The sequence below is a fragment of the Lactobacillus sp. VURO6/B1 (VP7) genome (assembly GCF_058139575.1).
On record NZ_JBVOWJ010000011.1, the window covers coordinates 26,498 to 42,786 of the forward strand.

20 protein-coding genes are annotated in these 16,289 nt (G+C 34.7%); 18 read left to right on the forward strand and 2 right to left on the reverse strand.

What is annotated here, in order from left to right; translation table 11 throughout:
* Nucleotides 1–135: 135 nt before the first annotated feature.
* From ACZ2M0_RS07180 to ACZ2M0_RS07200, 5 genes are read left to right on the forward strand one after another with little or no spacing between them, the layout of a single operon-like run.
* On the forward strand, nt 136–1,254 hold the full coding sequence (locus ACZ2M0_RS07180) for an SIS domain-containing protein (RefSeq protein WP_490058987.1): 1,119 nt from the start codon (nt 136–138) through the stop codon (nt 1,252–1,254).
* A gap of 21 nt (nt 1,255–1,275) precedes the next feature.
* A complete protein-coding gene (locus tag ACZ2M0_RS07185) occupies nt 1,276–1,752 on the forward strand; it encodes a PTS sugar transporter subunit IIB (RefSeq protein WP_223902703.1) in 477 nt (158 codons plus the stop codon).
* Nucleotides 1,753–1,755: 3 nt separating this feature from the next.
* Nucleotides 1,756–2,553 carry a PTS mannose/fructose/sorbose/N-acetylgalactosamine transporter subunit IIC gene (locus ACZ2M0_RS07190; RefSeq protein ID WP_223902702.1) on the forward strand — a complete coding sequence of 266 codons (798 nt, stop codon included), beginning with the start codon at nt 1,756–1,758 and terminating at the stop codon, nt 2,551–2,553.
* Nucleotides 2,543–3,376 (forward strand): PTS system mannose/fructose/sorbose family transporter subunit IID, encoded by an 834-nt coding sequence (locus ACZ2M0_RS07195; protein WP_223902701.1) that lies wholly within the window; start codon nt 2,543–2,545, stop codon nt 3,374–3,376. Before ACZ2M0_RS07190 ends, ACZ2M0_RS07195 begins: the two co-directional genes overlap by 11 nt.
* An 18-nt stretch (nt 3,377–3,394) precedes the next feature.
* Entirely contained in the window at nt 3,395–4,414 is a 1,020-nt protein-coding gene (locus ACZ2M0_RS07200; RefSeq protein ID WP_490058988.1) for an SIS domain-containing protein, read from the forward strand.
* A 68-nt stretch (nt 4,415–4,482) separates the two neighbouring features.
* On the opposite strand, the gene ACZ2M0_RS07205 is transcribed toward ACZ2M0_RS07200, so the two are convergent.
* Together ACZ2M0_RS07205 and ACZ2M0_RS07210 are read right to left on the reverse strand one after the other, a co-directional pair.
* Nucleotides 4,483–5,256: a GntR family transcriptional regulator gene (locus ACZ2M0_RS07205; protein WP_490058989.1), complete on the reverse strand. Its 774-nt coding sequence runs from the start codon at nt 5,254–5,256 to the stop codon at nt 4,483–4,485.
* Nucleotides 5,256–5,975: a GntR family transcriptional regulator gene (locus tag ACZ2M0_RS07210; protein WP_490058990.1), complete on the reverse strand. Its 720-nt coding sequence runs from the start codon at nt 5,973–5,975 to the stop codon at nt 5,256–5,258. The genes ACZ2M0_RS07205 and ACZ2M0_RS07210 overlap by 1 nt, the downstream gene beginning before the upstream one ends.
* Before the next feature lie 171 nt (nt 5,976–6,146).
* On the opposite strand from ACZ2M0_RS07210, the gene ACZ2M0_RS07215 reads away from it, so the two are divergent.
* The 13 genes from ACZ2M0_RS07215 (at nt 6,147) to ACZ2M0_RS07275 (ending at nt 16,285) form a co-directional block, all read left to right on the forward strand.
* Nucleotides 6,147–6,572, forward strand: a complete 426-nt coding sequence (locus ACZ2M0_RS07215; protein ID WP_223902697.1) for a PTS sugar transporter subunit IIA — start codon at nt 6,147–6,149, stop codon at nt 6,570–6,572.
* A 14-nt stretch (nt 6,573–6,586) separates the two neighbouring features.
* Nucleotides 6,587–7,375, forward strand: coding sequence for a PTS mannose/fructose/sorbose/N-acetylgalactosamine transporter subunit IIC (locus ACZ2M0_RS07220; RefSeq protein WP_223902696.1), 789 nt, complete (start codon nt 6,587–6,589; stop codon nt 7,373–7,375).
* Nucleotides 7,376–7,687: 312 nt separating this feature from the next.
* Nucleotides 7,688–8,617: a phosphate/phosphite/phosphonate ABC transporter substrate-binding protein gene (gene phnD / locus ACZ2M0_RS07225; protein ID WP_223902695.1), complete on the forward strand. Its 930-nt coding sequence runs from the start codon at nt 7,688–7,690 to the stop codon at nt 8,615–8,617.
* Between the two features lie 290 nt (nt 8,618–8,907).
* Entirely contained in the window at nt 8,908–9,663 is a 756-nt protein-coding gene (locus tag ACZ2M0_RS07230; protein WP_122052007.1) for a DeoR/GlpR family DNA-binding transcription regulator, read from the forward strand.
* A 22-nt stretch (nt 9,664–9,685) separates the two neighbouring features.
* Nucleotides 9,686–10,114, forward strand: coding sequence for a galactose-6-phosphate isomerase subunit LacA (gene lacA / locus ACZ2M0_RS07235; protein WP_223902694.1), 429 nt, complete (start codon nt 9,686–9,688; stop codon nt 10,112–10,114).
* A gap of 12 nt (nt 10,115–10,126) precedes the next feature.
* On the forward strand, nt 10,127–10,702 hold the full coding sequence (lacB, locus tag ACZ2M0_RS07240; protein WP_490058991.1) for a galactose-6-phosphate isomerase subunit LacB: 576 nt from the start codon (nt 10,127–10,129) through the stop codon (nt 10,700–10,702).
* A gap of 342 nt (nt 10,703–11,044) precedes the next feature.
* Nucleotides 11,045–11,533 carry a PTS sugar transporter subunit IIA gene (locus ACZ2M0_RS07245; RefSeq protein WP_490058992.1) on the forward strand — a complete coding sequence of 163 codons (489 nt, stop codon included), beginning with the start codon at nt 11,045–11,047 and terminating at the stop codon, nt 11,531–11,533.
* A gap of 11 nt (nt 11,534–11,544) precedes the next feature.
* Complete coding sequence (locus ACZ2M0_RS07250) at nt 11,545–11,859, forward strand: PTS sugar transporter subunit IIB (RefSeq protein ID WP_045927619.1); 315 nt, start codon at nt 11,545–11,547, stop codon at nt 11,857–11,859.
* A 21-nt stretch (nt 11,860–11,880) separates the two neighbouring features.
* Entirely contained in the window at nt 11,881–13,299 is a 1,419-nt protein-coding gene (locus ACZ2M0_RS07255; protein ID WP_490058993.1) for a PTS transporter subunit IIC, read from the forward strand.
* 25 nt (nt 13,300–13,324) lie between these two features.
* A complete protein-coding gene (locus ACZ2M0_RS07260) occupies nt 13,325–13,570 on the forward strand; it encodes a hypothetical protein (protein WP_223902692.1) in 246 nt (81 codons plus the stop codon).
* A gap of 156 nt (nt 13,571–13,726) precedes the next feature.
* Nucleotides 13,727–14,443: a GntR family transcriptional regulator gene (locus tag ACZ2M0_RS07265; RefSeq protein WP_490058994.1), complete on the forward strand. Its 717-nt coding sequence runs from the start codon at nt 13,727–13,729 to the stop codon at nt 14,441–14,443.
* A gap of 22 nt (nt 14,444–14,465) precedes the next feature.
* Nucleotides 14,466–15,632, forward strand: a complete 1,167-nt coding sequence (locus ACZ2M0_RS07270; protein WP_490058995.1) for an SIS domain-containing protein — start codon at nt 14,466–14,468, stop codon at nt 15,630–15,632.
* Between the two features lie 164 nt (nt 15,633–15,796).
* Nucleotides 15,797–16,285: a PTS sugar transporter subunit IIB gene (locus ACZ2M0_RS07275; RefSeq protein WP_223902689.1), complete on the forward strand. Its 489-nt coding sequence runs from the start codon at nt 15,797–15,799 to the stop codon at nt 16,283–16,285.
* The last annotated feature ends 4 nt before the right edge of the window (nt 16,286–16,289 follow it).

A 16,289-nucleotide genomic window follows, 5' to 3' on the forward strand; every position in this document is an offset into this window, starting at 1 on the left:
CCAAATTTCTTTCCCATTTTAAAAAGAATTGACTCTAAAACATTATTTTTAGAAAACGCTTGCAATAGAAGTTGATAGTGGTATAGTTAAAATAATAAATGGTATATATAAGAAACCACTTAGGAGATGCTGAAAATGCGAATGCAGGATTATGTGAAATATTCATCTGAAAAATTAGGTGAGAATTTTCAAAAAAGGGATGAGTTAATTAGCGGAGTAGCAAATCTATTTTTAAAAAAGAAATATTTGAGTATTACCTTAATTGCTTCGGGTTCTTCTTATAACGCTCTGGCAATGATTCAGGATTCGTTGCAAGAGATGACCAAAAAACCGGTGTATCTTCATACACCGGAATATGTTATGCAATTTGGGATTGCGTCTCAGAAAAGTACATTTATTGTTGTTGTATCACAGAGTGGTTCTTCGACCAATATCATTAATTGCTTGCAGTATTTACAAAAAAACGACATATTCGCAGTTTCTTTAACTGGCAATCTTGATAGTCAAATGAGCAAATACTCACAAGAAATTTTTGATTATGGACCTGGTAATGAGTACGTGGATTATGTAACTGTCGGTGTACAAACACTTGTCGAGTTCTTCCTGTTATTGGGCTGTAAGATTAGCAGCCTAGATTCACAACAAAAAGAAGACTTTTATAAGCAACTACAGCAAACTATTTCATACCAAAAGGAGTTGATGGCGGAAACAGAAAAATTTATTCAAAATAATTATTTTGCCCTTTCAATGAGAAACCCTACTTTTTTCTGTGGCAATGGACCCAATTATGGAGTTGCAAGGGAAGGTGCATTGAAGTTTCAAGAAACGCTAAAAAGACCTGCAATGTATTACGAACTTGAAGAATTTCTTCATGGGCCGGATATGCAATTAACGCCAAATCATACCGTCTTTTTAATTGATGATATGCCTGTTTCTGGGAAAACTAGATTCTCAGAAGTTTTTGAAGCATTAAAAGAAATAACGCCAAATGTGTTTTTTATTACTAGTTCAAATCATTTGGAAAAAGATCAGAGAATCTTGAAAACCCAAGCTGTGAATAACTGGTTTTTTGAACCCTATTATTCATTGCCAGTAGTGCAATTAGTGGCAGCAAAAATGACTGACGAGCTTCAGGCTTGGGCTACACATCCTTATTTTGACAAGTTTGATCAAAAAATTGCAATTAAAACAGATGATTATGACGAAGAAATCAAAAATATCAAGCAAAAGTGGGATTCAGATCATAAAAGTTAAATTAGCTTAGGAGGCTTAAAAATGATTAAGATGATTCGTGTTGACTATAGGCTGTTGCACGGCCAGGTTGCGTTTTCATGGACGCAAGCTTTAGGCGCAGACGCATTACTGCTAGTAAGTGATACTGTTAAAAAAGATCCGCTACGCATGAAGGCGTTGAGATTAGCAAAGCCAGCTGGAACTAAAGTAGTTATTAAAACTTGTGATGAGGCCATTGAACAAATAAAAAGTGGAATTACAGACAAATATAAATTGTTTGTCATATGTGAAACTCTGCCAATTGCGGCCAAACTGGTTGAAGCTATTGGTGAAAAAGCAATTAATTTGGGCAATATGCCGTATAAAGATAGTAAAAAGCAAGTGACTAAAAGTATTTTTATTGATCATGAAGATGTAGAAATAATGCAAAAACTAGTAGATCAGGGAGTTGAGCTTTTTATTCAAATGGTACCGAATGAAAACAAGATCGATGCTAAAAAGTTTTTAAAGGAGGTGTAAAAATTGATACTAAAAACTTTTTTAATTTTTCTTGTTGGATTATTGGGATATTCAGAATGGTTGCTTGGAACTAGTTATTTGCAAAGGCCAATCATTCTGGGTCCCTTAGTGGGACTAGTTTTAGGTGATTTGCAAAGTGGAATAATTATGGGAGCAACCCTTGAACTTGCAATGATCGGTGCTGTTTCAATCGGTGCTTATGATCCACCTGATTTGGTTTCTGGCTCAATAATTGGTATTTCTTTAGCTATTGAAACCCATGCCGCTCCAGGTGCAGCACTAACATTGGGCATTCCAATCGCTGCTATTATGCAGGCTTTAGGGCTTGCAACTGGTCAGCCCTTAATGTTGGCTTTCATTCACCGCTGTGATAGTGCTGCAGAAAAAGGTAATACGAAAGCACTTACGCGAAATATGCTAATTGCTGGTTATATTCAAGATTGGCCCGGACTGGTTTTCATACCTTTAGCATTTTACTTCGGTTCTTCAACCGTGGCAAAGTTGCTCAATATAATACCTCAGTTTGTCCAAGATGGAATGAATGTTGCTGCGGGACTATTACCACTCTTAGGTTTTGCAATGCTGGCACAAATGATGATGAACAAAAAAGTGATAGCTTTCTTTTTCTTCGGCTTTTTCTTAGTAGCATACGGAAAAATATCAACTACTGGTGTAGCTATTTTTGCAGTAATAATGGCTGCCATAATGTACGTTTTCTTTGATAGAGATGATAAGAGTCAAAAGGGTAAAGATGTTAAACCAAGTGTAGAACAGGAAAGTGATGGTTTCGATGAGTTTTAATATTAAACCTAAATATGATAAGAAGATAAACAAATCCGATTTAGTTAAATTATTTTGGCGCAGTATTCCTTATGAACATTCTTGGAATTATGAGCGAATGGGGAATGTTGGCTTTACTTGGGCAATCATGCCTATTTTGAAAAAATTATATCCCCAAAAGGATAAATTCATTCATGCTTTAAAACGTAACTTGGAATTATACAATATGACGCCATATATTGTGACTTTGCCACTTGGAATTTCTGTGGCAATGGAAGAAGCCAATGCTAGCAATGAAGATTTTGATGAGACTTCTATTTCAGCGGTTAAATTAGCATTGATGGGTCCACTCTCAGGCATAGGTGATTCGTTTTTCTGGGGCACTCTGAGAGTTTTAGCAACAGGTATTGGAACAACTTTAGCTCTTAAAGGCAGTATTTTAGGGCCAATATTATTTTTCTTGGTATTCAATGTTCCACATTACATTATGAGATATTATGGTACATTTTTAGGCTATAGCTTGGGGTCGAATGTAATTAATAATGTCGAAAATTCGGGTATGATGGATAAAATCACTAAATATGCCTCAATGATCGGTATGATGGTTGTTGGTGCCATGACTCAAGAAATGGTCAGTGTTAATTTCATTACTAAGATTGGTGTTGGCAAGAGTGCATCAACAGTGCAGTCTCTACTAGATGGCATTTTCCCTGGAATTGCTACTCTTGCTTTATTCGGTGTAACTTATTGGATGCTCAAAAAGAAGCTTAATCCGTTGCTAATTATGTTTATTATTTTGGTGGTAAGTATAGCGGCAGCATACTTTAAAATTCTGGGAGCTTAGATTTAAAAGGAGAATAAAATGACAATAATGAAAAATTTTGATGTAGAAAAATATTTGCAAAATGGTAAAGATGTATATGCTCAAAGAGAGAATATTGAAAAATTAGCCGATAAATTATCTAAAAATGAATATCAAAACATTGTAATGATTGGTATCGGTGGCACGTGGATGGAATGGTATCCAATTGCAGAATACTTGCATCATTTATCTGATTTTCCAGTTTACTTGGAAAATGCTGGTGAATTATTGGTAAAAAAGGATATTAACTATCTCACCAATAAGTCCTTGGTTCTTACTTCTTCGGATTCAGGTGATACTAAAGAAATTGTAGCAGCAGTGAAGTACTGCAATCAGAAAGGAATAGATGTTTATGGTTTCACCAAAAATCCAGAATCTGCCTTAGGAAAATTGTTAAAAGAATCAATTAATGGTTCACTAGCTGAATGTGAAAATGCCTATTTAATGTACTTTATGTTAACTTTGCGTATCTATCAAAATTGGGGTTACTATAAGAATTACGACCGCTGGGCAGATCAAATGAAACAACTTTATCCTAACCTATTAAGATTCAGAGAAGAATTTGAACCAAGAGCTCAGAGTATTGCGCGTAAATATTACAATGCCCCATTAACTATGACTGTGGGCTCAGGAATGCTGTGGGGTGAAACATGCATGTTTTCAATGTGTATTTTAGAAGAAATGCAATGGGTCCGCACACGCCCTGTTACTTCAGCTGACTTTTTCCACGGTGCATTAGAATTAGTTGATGATACTTTACCAGTGTACTTAATCAAAGGCGAAGACGAATATCGTGCATTAGATGAACGAGTAGAACGCTTTTTGCCAAAGCATACAAAGAGTTTTGAAGTCTTTGATACTAAAGACTTTGTATTTGAAGGAATTGATGATGACTTTAGGCAAATTTGCTCGCCAATGATTATAACATCGCTTTTAACTGATCGCTTAGCATCATGGTATCAACAATATACTGGTCATGACCTTAATTTCCGTCGCTACTATCGTCAATTTGATTATTAGAGCAAAAGAAAAAATCGTAAAAAGTCATAATCTTTTTACGATTTTTTAGCAAGTCTATGTAGCTATACTTAATAGGTTTCTTTTTCACCTAAAATACCACCAAGAGTAAATTGTAGATTTAATTCTTCTGAAATTAGATAACTTTCCGTATATTCAACAGCATTACCTTGCTCATCATAACCATAATAAATGATGTAATAAAGGAGGTCTCCTTTTTTTATTTTTAACAATCTGGCTTCTTTTGTTAAAGCTGGAATAACTTGAATAAATTGGGAAAAATGTACGGGTTTATGTTTTTTAGAGTCCATATAGTCATAGAGACTTACATTCTTAAAATCGACTTGTGATGCATCCGGAAATAATTTAGCAGGTAAGTAGTTATATTCTATAGCAAAAGGTCGTTCTTTAATTTCTCGAATTCGATGTAAGGCAAAGACCTTACTTTCGTCATTTAATTTAAGTTTTTCATTAAAAAAAGCGTTGCCGCTAATGAGATCAGTACCAACAACTTCATTAGAAAAGTGAATACCATTTTTGGTTAGCAATTCAGAAATTCCTGAATTAGAATTTTTATCAGTAAAAGCCAAATTAAAATATACATTTTCTTTATCTGGAGTTACTGATGTAACAAATGTGCCACTACCTTGTTTGCGATAGAGCAATCCCTTTTTTTTCAATGAATCTATAGCTTTTTTGACAGTCATGCGATTTACACCGTATTGTCTTGCTAAGTCACGTTCACTCGGTATTTTAGATCCAGGTAAATACTTTTTACTAAGAATTTTTTTCTCAAGCAAATCCTCTATTTGAATATAAAGAGGGGCATGATAAAGATTATTCATTATTTTTCTTTTTCTTTCTTTAAATTATTATCTATTGACACTAATAGTGAATTGGACGGAATTTTCTTTGATACAAAGTAAATAATTTCATTATCAATAAAAACTTTGGATGAGCGCTGTAGAATTTTACTCCTAACGGGAACATCTAATAAATTAGCATCTTCAAAATTTACTGCTTCAATTGATAAACTTTGGTACTCTTTTAATTTTTTACCTTGATATTTTTTAGCCAGTAAATTCCAAAAAGAACATTCTTGTAGTCGCTTTAAAGGTAAATTTTTTGCTAGTTTTTCTGGAGCATATATGTAATCAATTGATAAAGTTATATTATTTTGTTGTTCATTTGTAGTTCGTTTATAAACTAGTAAACGAATTTGTGTAGCAAGTGGAACTTCAAGTTTTTGAGCAATCTTTTTGTTAGCTTCAAAAACTTCATTCTTAACAATATAATTACGAATAATATGATGAGTTTTCTTGCCAAAAAATTCTAGCCAATCTAAATCTTCTTTTGGTTGATTAATAATATAATCATTAGCAATTAAAGAAATGATCCCTTTGTTTTTTAAAATTTCCAGCGCCTCTCTAATTGTATTTCGGGAAACTGAATATTTATCTGCTAACTTCCTTTCGGAAGGCAAATAGTGAGTGTAAATTTTATTTGAAATTTGGAACCTGATGTCTTTGGCAATTAGTTCGCTTTTATTTATGATATTGAACATTTTAATAGCTCTTCCTTGTCAATATTAGATAACTTAATATTAGCTTAACACTGAAGTGATAGCAATTCTGAAGAATATTTTTTCAGATTAGGTGCATAGATAATGATATTTTAATGGTATAGCAAAAAGCAAAATTGGTCTAGTAATTATACCAATACTTTGGAGGAAATAATGACAAAATTTGTAATTGCAACACACGGATATTTTGCAAAAGGATTAAAAATGTCTACAGAATTTATTATGGGAAAGCGAAATGATTTATACGCAATATGTGCCTATACACCAGAATGTAAAGATTTTCCCAAAGCTGTTAAGACAATTATTAATAATAATAAAGGCGACATAGTTTTTGGAACTGATATTGCTGGTGGTAGTGTAAATACTGATTTACAGAAAATTGTTGCTTCTAGTGATAGATTGCATCTGGTAGCTGGTATTAATTTACCTTTTTTACTGCAGTTTTTAACTTCCAATGAAACAAATGTTTCTGAAGTTATAAACAAAAGTATAGAGGCTGCTAAAGAAGGAATTGTGAATTTTGATAATTTAAACACTGAAACGTCTAAGGATGCACTAGATGATTTTGATAGTTTTTAAAAAGTGTGGATAAAATGATTGTAAAAACAATACTAATCTTTTTGATTAATTTTCTAGGATATTCAGAATGGTTATTAGGAACCAGCTATTTGCAAAGACCTATAATTTTAGGTCCCTTGGTTGGCCTAGTTCTAGGAGATTTGCAAGATGGCATTGTCATGGGGGCAACGCTTGAACTTGCCATGATCGGTGCAGTCTCAATTGGAGCATATAATCCTCCTGATTTAATAGCTGGAACGGTTTTAGGGATTTCCTTAGCGATTGAGTCGCATGCTAATGCAGCGGCTGCTTTAACTTTAGGAATTCCGATTGCAACGGTGATGTTGGCACTTAATACTGCTGTTGGACAACCCGTGATGTTACTATTAATTCACCGTTGTGATAAAGATGCGGATAAAGGAGATACGCGCGCGATAACGCGAGACATGTTGCTATCAGGCTGGGCACAAAATTGGCCAGGAATTATTTTCAATCCACTAGCTTTTTATTTTGGTTCAGCAACAGTAGCAAAATTATTAAACATTATTCCACCGTTTGTGCAAACAGGTATGAACATAGCAGCTGGTTTGCTTCCGTTACTCGGTTTTGCAATGCTGGCGCAAATGATGATGAATAAAAAAGTTGTAGCTTTCTTCTTTTTAGGCTTCTTCCTGGTGGCATATAGTAAAATTTCCACTACTGGAGTAGCTATCTTTGCAGTAATTATGGCTGCCATCATGTATATTTTCTTTGATCAGGATAAAAATAAAAAAGCTAATATAGATGTAGAAGAAGAGAATGATGATGGTTTCGATGAATTTTAGCTTTTAATTTATTTGGAAAGCGCTTTCTCATTTTAAATGAATAAAATAACATATTTTTGAGAATAAAACTACTGTAATAACTCTCAATATTGTGCTATTATTTTCTTAGACTAAGAAAGAGAGGTAGATTACTCCATATGCATGTGTTAACTCAAAATTTTGAGCAATTTGCTATGGGGGAAGTGCGGCTTTCTTATCTGAACAATCTGTTGTTGCTGTTTTTTAATATGATCATTAATGACTTAGCATTATCACGCAACGTGAAATGCTAAGTCTTTTTTGATTGCTATATTTCCAGATCAGGAGGAAATCATGCCAAAATTTAAGAAGTTTTTAGTTGGTGCTATTGCAGTTTTGGGCACTGCTTTACTTGCTGGGTGCTCCAACTCAGCTAAAAAACAAGCTGATAGCGGTACACCAAAGTCTCTCAACGTGCAGTTCGTACCGAGCGTTTCTGCTAATACTTTGGAGACTAAGGCCAAACCATTAGAAAAAATGCTATCTAAGCGTCTGGGAATTCCAGTCCACGTTTCAGTTTCAACAAGTGGTAATGCACTGGTAGAAGCAATGAAATCCAAAAAAATAGATGTCGGTTTTTTACCAGGTGATGACTATGTGCAGGCGCATAAACAGCATGCAGCCGATGTTTTATTACAGTCAGAGCGTTTTGGTTTAACTAGACCAGATGGTAATTGGACTAAAAAGTTAGTTCATACTTTTCATTCCGAAATTCTAGTTAGAAAAGACTCTGGTATTAAGAGCTGGAGGGATCTTAAAGGTAAGAAAATTTCAATTCAAAGCCCAACTTCAACTTCTGGTTATATTTTCCCAGTTGCTGAACTAAAGCAAAAGGGACTGGATGTTCCTCGTAGCTGTAAGCTGGTTACTACAACTGGACATGATCAAGCAGTTCTAAATGTTTTAAATAAAGATACTGATGCAGCCTTTGTTTTTGAGGATGCCCGTAATAATGTTATTAAAGACAACCCTAAGATTAAGTCCCAAGTTGTACCAATTTATTACACAACGGAAATTCCTAATGACACTATTTCTGTCATCCCGAGTTTGTCTAAATCCTTCCGGGAAAAGTTAGCTAATGCATTTATTGCCATTGGTAAATCTAAAGAAGGTAAAAAAGTAATCGAACGCGTTTATTCGCACGAAGGATATGTCAAAGCTAAAGATAGTGACTATGACACTGTTCGTAAATATGAAAAAATTGCTGAGTCAATTAAAAAGTAGTTTTGCTGATTAAATATAGAAGAAAATGCATCTTTTTCAACCTAAAAGATGCATTTTTTGTTGATAAAATATAGACTAAGTTTAGTTGAATAGGGCTTTTCCTAATAAATACAATTTGTGTTTTTGGTAAAAAGCCGTGAATTGCATTTATTAACTTATATGGTCCAACGCAATATTTAGGTTCAAATTTAGTTAACGAACACTTTCAAACATTGACAAACAAAAGAGAACAGTTATAATTAAAATGAACTAAGTTAGTTGCATAATCTAGTTTAAGAAGTAGGTTACTAATGTTAAAGAGTGAAAGACTGAAAACTATTTTACAAGTTGTAAAAACACAGAAATTTGTCACAGTTGATGAATTAGCACAAGCTTTAAAAGTTTCTGATATGACGATCAGACGAGATCTGAATGAGCTCCACAAGGCAAGTAAGATTTTACGTGTCCACGGTGGCGCGCAGTTATTGTCTGATCAAACTCGCACTGAAAAAAGTTATGAGCAAAAGCGTGAAATCCATAGTAAAGAAAAATATGAAGTAGCAAAAAGAGCCTGTAACTTAATTCATGAAAATGATTCGATTTATGTTGGACCAGGGACGACGTTAGAATTACTAGTGGCTAATCTCAAAGTTAAACATTTGCGCATTGTTACTAATTCATTACCTGTATTTGAAGCTGCCAAAAATAATATGAATGATTACGATTTAATTATGGTTGGCGGTTCTTACAGAAGAATCAGCGGTGCTTTTGTAGGCGCTTTAGCCAATAACGAATTAAAAACTATGTCATTTTCTGTTGGTTTTGTCGGTGTTAATGGCATTAAAGATTCTTCTTTAACAACTGCTAACTTAGAAGAAGGTCAAACCGAAGGTATTGGACTGAATCATTCACAAATAAAATTTGTGGCAGCTGATTATACTAAATTGGATCATAGTGATTTTCACCAATTTTATGATTTGCGCAATGTGGATGGTTTAATTACTAATCGGGGAATTGAGCCTGAGTTGGAAAAGCATTACAGTCAATTTACGACTATTTATAAGTAATTTTTTGAGAGGAGATTTGGCTATGAAGGTTGTCATTGGTAGTGACAAGGCAGGTTTTGCCTTAAAAGAAAAAGTAAAAGATTACCTGAAGGCACATCACTATGATGTTTTGGATGTTACTGCAAAACCCGCTGAGGATTTTGTTGAATCTAGTTTAAAGGTAACTCATGAAGTCTTAGACAATGGCATTAAAAAGGCCATCATGTTTGACGAATACGGCGTAGGGTCTGCCATGGCGTCAAACAAGGTTAAAGGCATGGTTACCGCAAATGTTAATGAAGAAAGAACTGCACACATGACTGCTATGCACAATGGTGCAAAAGCTATTGCTTTAGGTAGCGGTATTGTCGGTGAAAAACTGGCTTATTCAATCGTGCAACATTATTTGGATACTGAATATGCTGGTGGCCGCCATCAAGTGCGTTTAAATATGCTTGAAGAAATGATTTAAGGAGGTTTACTAATGCTAGATAATGATAGACCACAACCAGAATTTGTTGATCCCAAAGTTGATAAGCATATAGTTATTGCTTTAGGAAATGATCATATCGTTACTTCTGTCAAAATGGCTATTTCTGATCATTTAAAAGAAGAGGGATATCAGGTCATTGATGAAGGTACTCATGATAATACCAGAACGCACTATCCAATTTATGGTAAACGTGTTGCTGAAGATGTTGCTGATGGTCGTGCCGATTTAGGTATTGTCCTTTGTGGTACTGGTATCGGTATTTCTACCGCTGCAGATAAAAACGAGGGTGTTCGTGCAGCAATGGTTGGCGATGTTGCTCAAGCTGAGTATGCTCGGCGTGAACTGAATGCCAATATCCTTGGTTTTGGTGGTATCGTTTTAGGACGTGACTTTATTTTTGACATTGTTGATTCCTTCTTAAATGCCAAATATGAGTCTACTCCAGAAAGACAAGAGTTAATTGCCAAAATAGATGGTATTGCCAAACCAAATCCTGAACAAAAGGATAACGTTCACTTCTTTGATGAAGAAAATAAGAAGTGGGCTGAAGGCGTATACCACGACTAATATTGTTAAATAATATAAATAAAAAACTTAAAATTTTAATCGCACATTGAAGCCATGATTTAAAAGTCATGGCTTTATTTTGTGGAATTATTTTTTGTTTAATTAGTAAAAATCAAAATAGAAAAAACTTATAAATGCTGTCTGATTAACTGTTTATAGCAAGTTAATCACTTTAATTGGCTAAGAATATAAGTAATCTTGATGATTTTTTTGCTTTATTTTTTAAAAAAGCGTTTGCATTTTTCCTTGCCATTAAATATAATAGCAATAGACAAGCGAACAAAAACTAACATAATCAAACAAAAGCGAAAAACTTGTCTATTGTTAAGGAGGGCCTAATTTGTGAAAGAAAATAACTTGTTTTCTGCAAATGCAGTATTTGTAAGTAATGCATCAGAACCAACCACAATTTTTAAGGAAGTTTCGGATAAATTACTTGCTCTTGATTTGGTCAACGATGGCTTTTTCAATGGAATTAACCAGCGTGAACAACAGTATCCGACCGGAATAGATACTTCACCTATTGCAAAGGAATTACCCAACATTGCTGTACCGCATACTGAAGGAGAGTTTGTTAATACTTGTTTGATAGTGCCTGTTGCTTTAAAGGCACCAGTATCTTTCAAAAACATGATTGCACCTGATCAGAGTTTGCCGGTAAAATTTCTGTTTATGATTTTGAATAATAATCCAGAAGGACAAGCAAACATTTTAGCACAAATTATGGACTTTCTTAGACTTACATCCGTTTCAAAGTTACAAACATTATTCAATCTTACCGAGACTGATAAAATTTATCAGTTCTTAAGTGAGAATTTTAGTCAACAGTAGGAGGGCTTTTTATGAGCAGAGAAGTAAAATTTATAGCTGCATGTGGTGCTGGGGTAAACTCATCTCACCAAATTAAGGATGCAGTTGAAGAAGAAATGAGAAAGCGTGGTTATAACGTCAAAGTTGATGCCTATATGATTAAGGATGTCAATGAAGATCTTTTATCACATTATGATGGTTATTTGACAATTGCTAAGACTGATCTTTCCTTTAAACCAAAAATTCCATTAATTGATGCAGGAGCAATCTTATACCGTATACCTGCTATGGCTAAACCAGTTTATGATAATGTGGAAAAAGTTGTTAAAGAAATTAATGCTAAATAAGATTTCATGAGGAAATAAAAAATGAATGGGATAATTAATTTTGCTAACTCACTTTTTAAGCCTTTGATTGATATGGGTGCAGCTACAATAATGTTAATTGTTTTGACGTTAATCGCTGTACTCTTTCGAGTCAAGTTCACCAAGGCCTTAGAAGGTGGTTTGAAATTAGCTATTGCTATTACAGCGATAGGTAATGTTATGAATATGCTGACTACAGCATTTCAAAAGCCAATGATGCAATTTGTTAAGCACACTGGCATCCACATGGATATGCAGGATATGGGTTGGGCTCCACTTGCTACTATAACTTGGGGATCACCATATACCTTGTTTTATCTGCTAGTTTTAATTATTTTAAATGTTGTTCTACTGGTATTAAACAAGACAAACACGCTTGATGTAGATATCTTTGATGTTTGGCACCTGGCATTCGATGGTTTGTTCTGTGTTTATGTCGGTGCCCCTCTTTGGCTATCAACTTTGTTAGTCCTTTTCATTGGCACAATGAAAATTATTAACTCTGACTTAATGAAGCCAACATTTAATGACTTATTAGATGCCCCTGAAGGCAACCCAATGACTACTACGCACATGAACTATATGATGAATCCTATCATAATGGTATTCAATAAGTTCTTTGATAAATGTTTGCCATGGCTTGATAAATTTGACTTTGATTCTACTAAATTGAACGAAAAAATCGGATTTTGGGGCAGTAGATTTGCTATTGGCGTTTACCTTGGTGTGTTTGTTTCTTTGCTAGCTGGCAATAATTTCGCTACTGAGCAGGGATGGAAAGACATGTTTACACTATCATTTATTGGTGGTTCATGTATTGAACTGTTCTCTGTAATTGGTTCATGGTTCATCGCTTCCGTTGAGCCTTTGTCTCAAGGTATTGCCGATTTTGCTACCAAGAAGTTTTCTGGTCGTACCTTTAATATCGGACTTGACTGGCCATTCTTAGCTGGCCGTTCTGAAATTTGGGCTGCCGCAAATGTTTTGGCTCCAATTATGATGCTTGAAGCAATGGTTCTGCCAGGTAACAGACTAATGCCTTTAGGTGGCATCATCGCTATGGGTGTTACTCCGGCTTTGCTAGTTGTTACTCGTGGTAAAATTATTCGGATGATTATCATTGGGACAATTGAATTACCTATCTTCCTTTGGGCTGGTACTATGGTTGGTCCTTTTGTTACCAACATGGCCCACTCTGTAGGTGCTGCTATTCCTGCACATACCTTGGTTTCAGACACTACTATGGAAGGTCCAGTTGAAAAATTCTTGGCTTACCTAGTGGGAAATGCCTGGAAACAACAAGGAATGTTTATTGTTTATGCCTTAATCGCTCTGGCAGCTTACTTGCTCTTATTTATCTGGTATGCAAAACAAATGAAGAAGAGAAATGCAGAATACGCTGCAGCTAAAAAGGCTAATTAATCATTAATAATGTTTTGGCTTAAGGGTGATCAAATTGAAGAAAACAAAAGTAACGGCTAAGGAAAAAGCAAGAAGGAATCGCATCCTTTTTTGGGCGGTTGTTGTAATTGTGGTTAACTTGCTACAAATTTTATTTAAAAATTGGATAACAAGCCTAATTGCCATGGTTGGTACAATCTATGCCTTATATCGTATTGTTGTCTTTGATAACCCTAAAAATCGCCTTAGTCAAAAATACTATGATTGGAAAGGCAACAAACTAAGTAAATAAATTTATTAAATACCATTGGGAAACTAACTCTCAATGGTATTTTTATGTAAAAATAAATTTTAATTAACAATATTTTGTAAAAATCAAATTGCAATAAACCGCTTTCTCTGATACACTTTAAGTGGTATCTACCAGTTAGTTAAGGAGGGGGAATTAATGGCAAAACCACTTTATCGCCAAGTAATTCTAGACTTGGAAAAACAAATAAACAATATGGAGCCGAATGCTAAATTGCCAAGTGAAAGACAGTTATTAGTTAAATACGGTGTTAGTCGCAATACAATTAGATTGGCGTTACAAAATCTTGAAGAAAGAGGATTAATATACCGTCTTCATGGTAAAGGCACTTTTGTTTCAAGTACTTTTCTTGATCAACCTAATATTGGAGGAATGTATTCTTTTTCAGAAGAATTAAAAAGAACTGGGCAAAAGGCTTCAACTAAAAATCTAAGTTTAGACTTAATTGCTCCAAATAAAAATATCGCTGCACAATTGAATTTGGGACCGAGAGAAAAAACTTACGAGCTGGTTCGTTTGCGTCTTGCTGATAACGAACCACGCATTTTTAGTAGAACTTATTTACCGACAAAATTATTTCCCAAACTCAATCTAAACGATTTAAAGGCTAAGCCGCTTTATGATGTCATGAAAGAAAAATATGACCAAATCAGTGTGATGGCTTTTGAAGATGTTGAAGCTGTTTGTCTTAATCAAGAAGAAAGTAGAAATCTGGCGGAAAAAGTTGGTGCACCAAGTTTAAAAATATTTCGGAAGACTATTAATGACAAAAATGTACCGATAGAGTTTACGATTTCTTTGGCTAGAGGCGATAAATTTGTTTATCGTTCACGTCAATATAATGATTTATTTTAATTGTATAAGGAAGGTAAAATTAATGTTTTCAAAAACAGATGCAGAATTAGAAAAATTGGGTGCTAAAATTACTACTCGTGAAATAGAGCAGCAACCTGAATTATGGCAACAAACCTGGTCCATTTATCAGAATAACAAAACTAAAATTACTGATTTTTTGAACCAAATAAATCAAAAATGGGGTAAAGTTAGAGTTATTTTTACCGGTGCCGGTACTAGTGCATATGTTGGCAACATGATTATGCCGTATTTACAAAAACATGGTGACAGAAAAAAATATGACTTTGAAGCAATTGATACGACCAAAATTGTCTCTACTCCTGAAGATTATCTAGAAAAAGATACTCCGACTATTCTGGTTTCATTTGCACGTAGCGGCAATTCACCAGAATCGGTAGCAACAGTTGAATTAGCCAAAAAGTTAGTTAAAAACTTATATCAAATAGCAATTACCTGTGCACCAGAAGGACATTTGGCGCAGGATCTAGAAGGTGATCCTACCGGCCTTGTTTTATTGATGCCCGAAAAATCTTTAGACCAGGGCTTTGCAATGACTGGTTCATTTTCATGCATGAGTTTAATGGCACTACTTGTGTTTGATACTTTGGCTGACGAAAATAAAGAACATATTGTTAGTCAAATTGCTCAAATGGGTAAGAGCGTCATTGAGCGTGAAGATGAAATTCAATCTTTAGTTGACATTGACTTTAATCGAATTACCTATATAGGTAGCGGCAGTTTAGGTGGCCTGGCTGAAGAAACACGGCTTAAGATTTTGGAATTAACTGCAGGAGAAGTTGCCGCATTATTTGATACCTCAATGGGCTTGCGTCACGGTCCAAAATCATTCCTTGACAAGAAGACGATCGTCTTTGATTTTGTCTCCAACAATACTTATACCAGGCAATACGACTTAGATATTTTAAACGAGATTAGGGATGATCAAATTGTGCCACTCGTGATGGCTGTTGGTCAGGAAAAAGAGGGTCAGAATTTCTCAGGAAAATCTTTCATGTTTGCTGAAAAAGAAGTATTGCCTGATGCCTACTTAGCTTTGCCCGATGTCATGTTTGGTCAGACAATAGCTTTACTAACTTCTATCAAGGTTAATAATAAGCCGGATACACCATCACCAACTGGTACAGTCAATCGTGTAGTCAAAGGTGTTACAATTCACGAATTCAATTAATGTGCTTTTGTTGTGGGTACTAAAGATATCACTATGATTTTAATAATCAACTTTTTAAATATAAAAAATACATATTGACAAAAATTGGTTGGTACCTTATCATAAAGATGTGAAAGCGTTTTTTGTAATGTTTAGATTTCCTTAAAAGATATGGAGGAAGAATTATGAATATTGTGGGAGCAAGAGTTGATGAACGCTTGGTTCATGGACAGGTAGCAAACTTGTGGACTCCTCAGTTGCAAGTAGAACGGATTATTGTTCTGGACGAAAAAGCAGCTGAAGATGATATTCAAAAGAGTGGCCTTAGAATGGCTACCCCAATGTCTACCAGGCTGAGTGTTTTACCAACAGAAGTTGCTGCAGATCATTTAAAGAAAAACCGTTACGGTAAGCAAAGATTGTTTCTGGTAGCAAAAAAACCTGATAAGTTTCTCGATTTGCTTAACATGGGTATCAAGCTTGACACCATCAATGTTGGTAATATGTCTAAACAAGATGACACTACTGAACTGACTAAGCAAGTTAATATCAATGAGCATGAAGCAAACCTTTTCAGGCAAATTGCTAATAAAGGCGTTAACCTGATTGCTCAATTAAATCCCAGTGTTGAATCACGTGATTTAATGAAATTGATAAATGAAAAGATGAAGTAGGAGG

Bases quoted from the DNA above. Each gene is read 5' to 3' on its own strand.
- ACZ2M0_RS07275 (WP_223902689.1), top strand. From the start codon at position 15,797: ATGAATATTGTGGGAGCAAGAGTTGATGAACGCTTGGTTCATGGACAG.
- ACZ2M0_RS07180 (WP_490058987.1), top strand. From the start codon at position 136: ATGCGAATGCAGGATTATGTGAAATATTCATCTGAAAAATTAGGTGAG.
- ACZ2M0_RS07265 (WP_490058994.1), top strand. From the start codon at position 13,727: ATGGCAAAACCACTTTATCGCCAAGTAATTCTAGACTTGGAAAAACAA.
- ACZ2M0_RS07195 (WP_223902701.1), top strand. From the start codon at position 2,543: ATGAGTTTTAATATTAAACCTAAATATGATAAGAAGATAAACAAATCC.
- lacB (WP_490058991.1), top strand. From the start codon at position 10,127: ATGCTAGATAATGATAGACCACAACCAGAATTTGTTGATCCCAAAGTT.
- phnD (WP_223902695.1), top strand. From the start codon at position 7,688: ATGCCAAAATTTAAGAAGTTTTTAGTTGGTGCTATTGCAGTTTTGGGC.
- ACZ2M0_RS07200 (WP_490058988.1), top strand. From the start codon at position 3,395: ATGACAATAATGAAAAATTTTGATGTAGAAAAATATTTGCAAAATGGT.
- ACZ2M0_RS07230 (WP_122052007.1), top strand. From the start codon at position 8,908: ATGTTAAAGAGTGAAAGACTGAAAACTATTTTACAAGTTGTAAAAACA.
- ACZ2M0_RS07255 (WP_490058993.1), top strand. From the start codon at position 11,881: ATGAATGGGATAATTAATTTTGCTAACTCACTTTTTAAGCCTTTGATT.
- lacA (WP_223902694.1), top strand. From the start codon at position 9,686: ATGAAGGTTGTCATTGGTAGTGACAAGGCAGGTTTTGCCTTAAAAGAA.
- ACZ2M0_RS07210 (WP_490058990.1), bottom strand. From the start codon at position 5,975: ATGTTCAATATCATAAATAAAAGCGAACTAATTGCCAAAGACATCAGG.
- ACZ2M0_RS07215 (WP_223902697.1), top strand. From the start codon at position 6,147: ATGACAAAATTTGTAATTGCAACACACGGATATTTTGCAAAAGGATTA.
- ACZ2M0_RS07185 (WP_223902703.1), top strand. From the start codon at position 1,276: ATGATTAAGATGATTCGTGTTGACTATAGGCTGTTGCACGGCCAGGTT.
- ACZ2M0_RS07220 (WP_223902696.1), top strand. From the start codon at position 6,587: ATGATTGTAAAAACAATACTAATCTTTTTGATTAATTTTCTAGGATAT.
- ACZ2M0_RS07250 (WP_045927619.1), top strand. From the start codon at position 11,545: ATGAGCAGAGAAGTAAAATTTATAGCTGCATGTGGTGCTGGGGTAAAC.
- ACZ2M0_RS07205 (WP_490058989.1), bottom strand. From the start codon at position 5,256: ATGAATAATCTTTATCATGCCCCTCTTTATATTCAAATAGAGGATTTG.
- ACZ2M0_RS07270 (WP_490058995.1), top strand. From the start codon at position 14,466: ATGTTTTCAAAAACAGATGCAGAATTAGAAAAATTGGGTGCTAAAATT.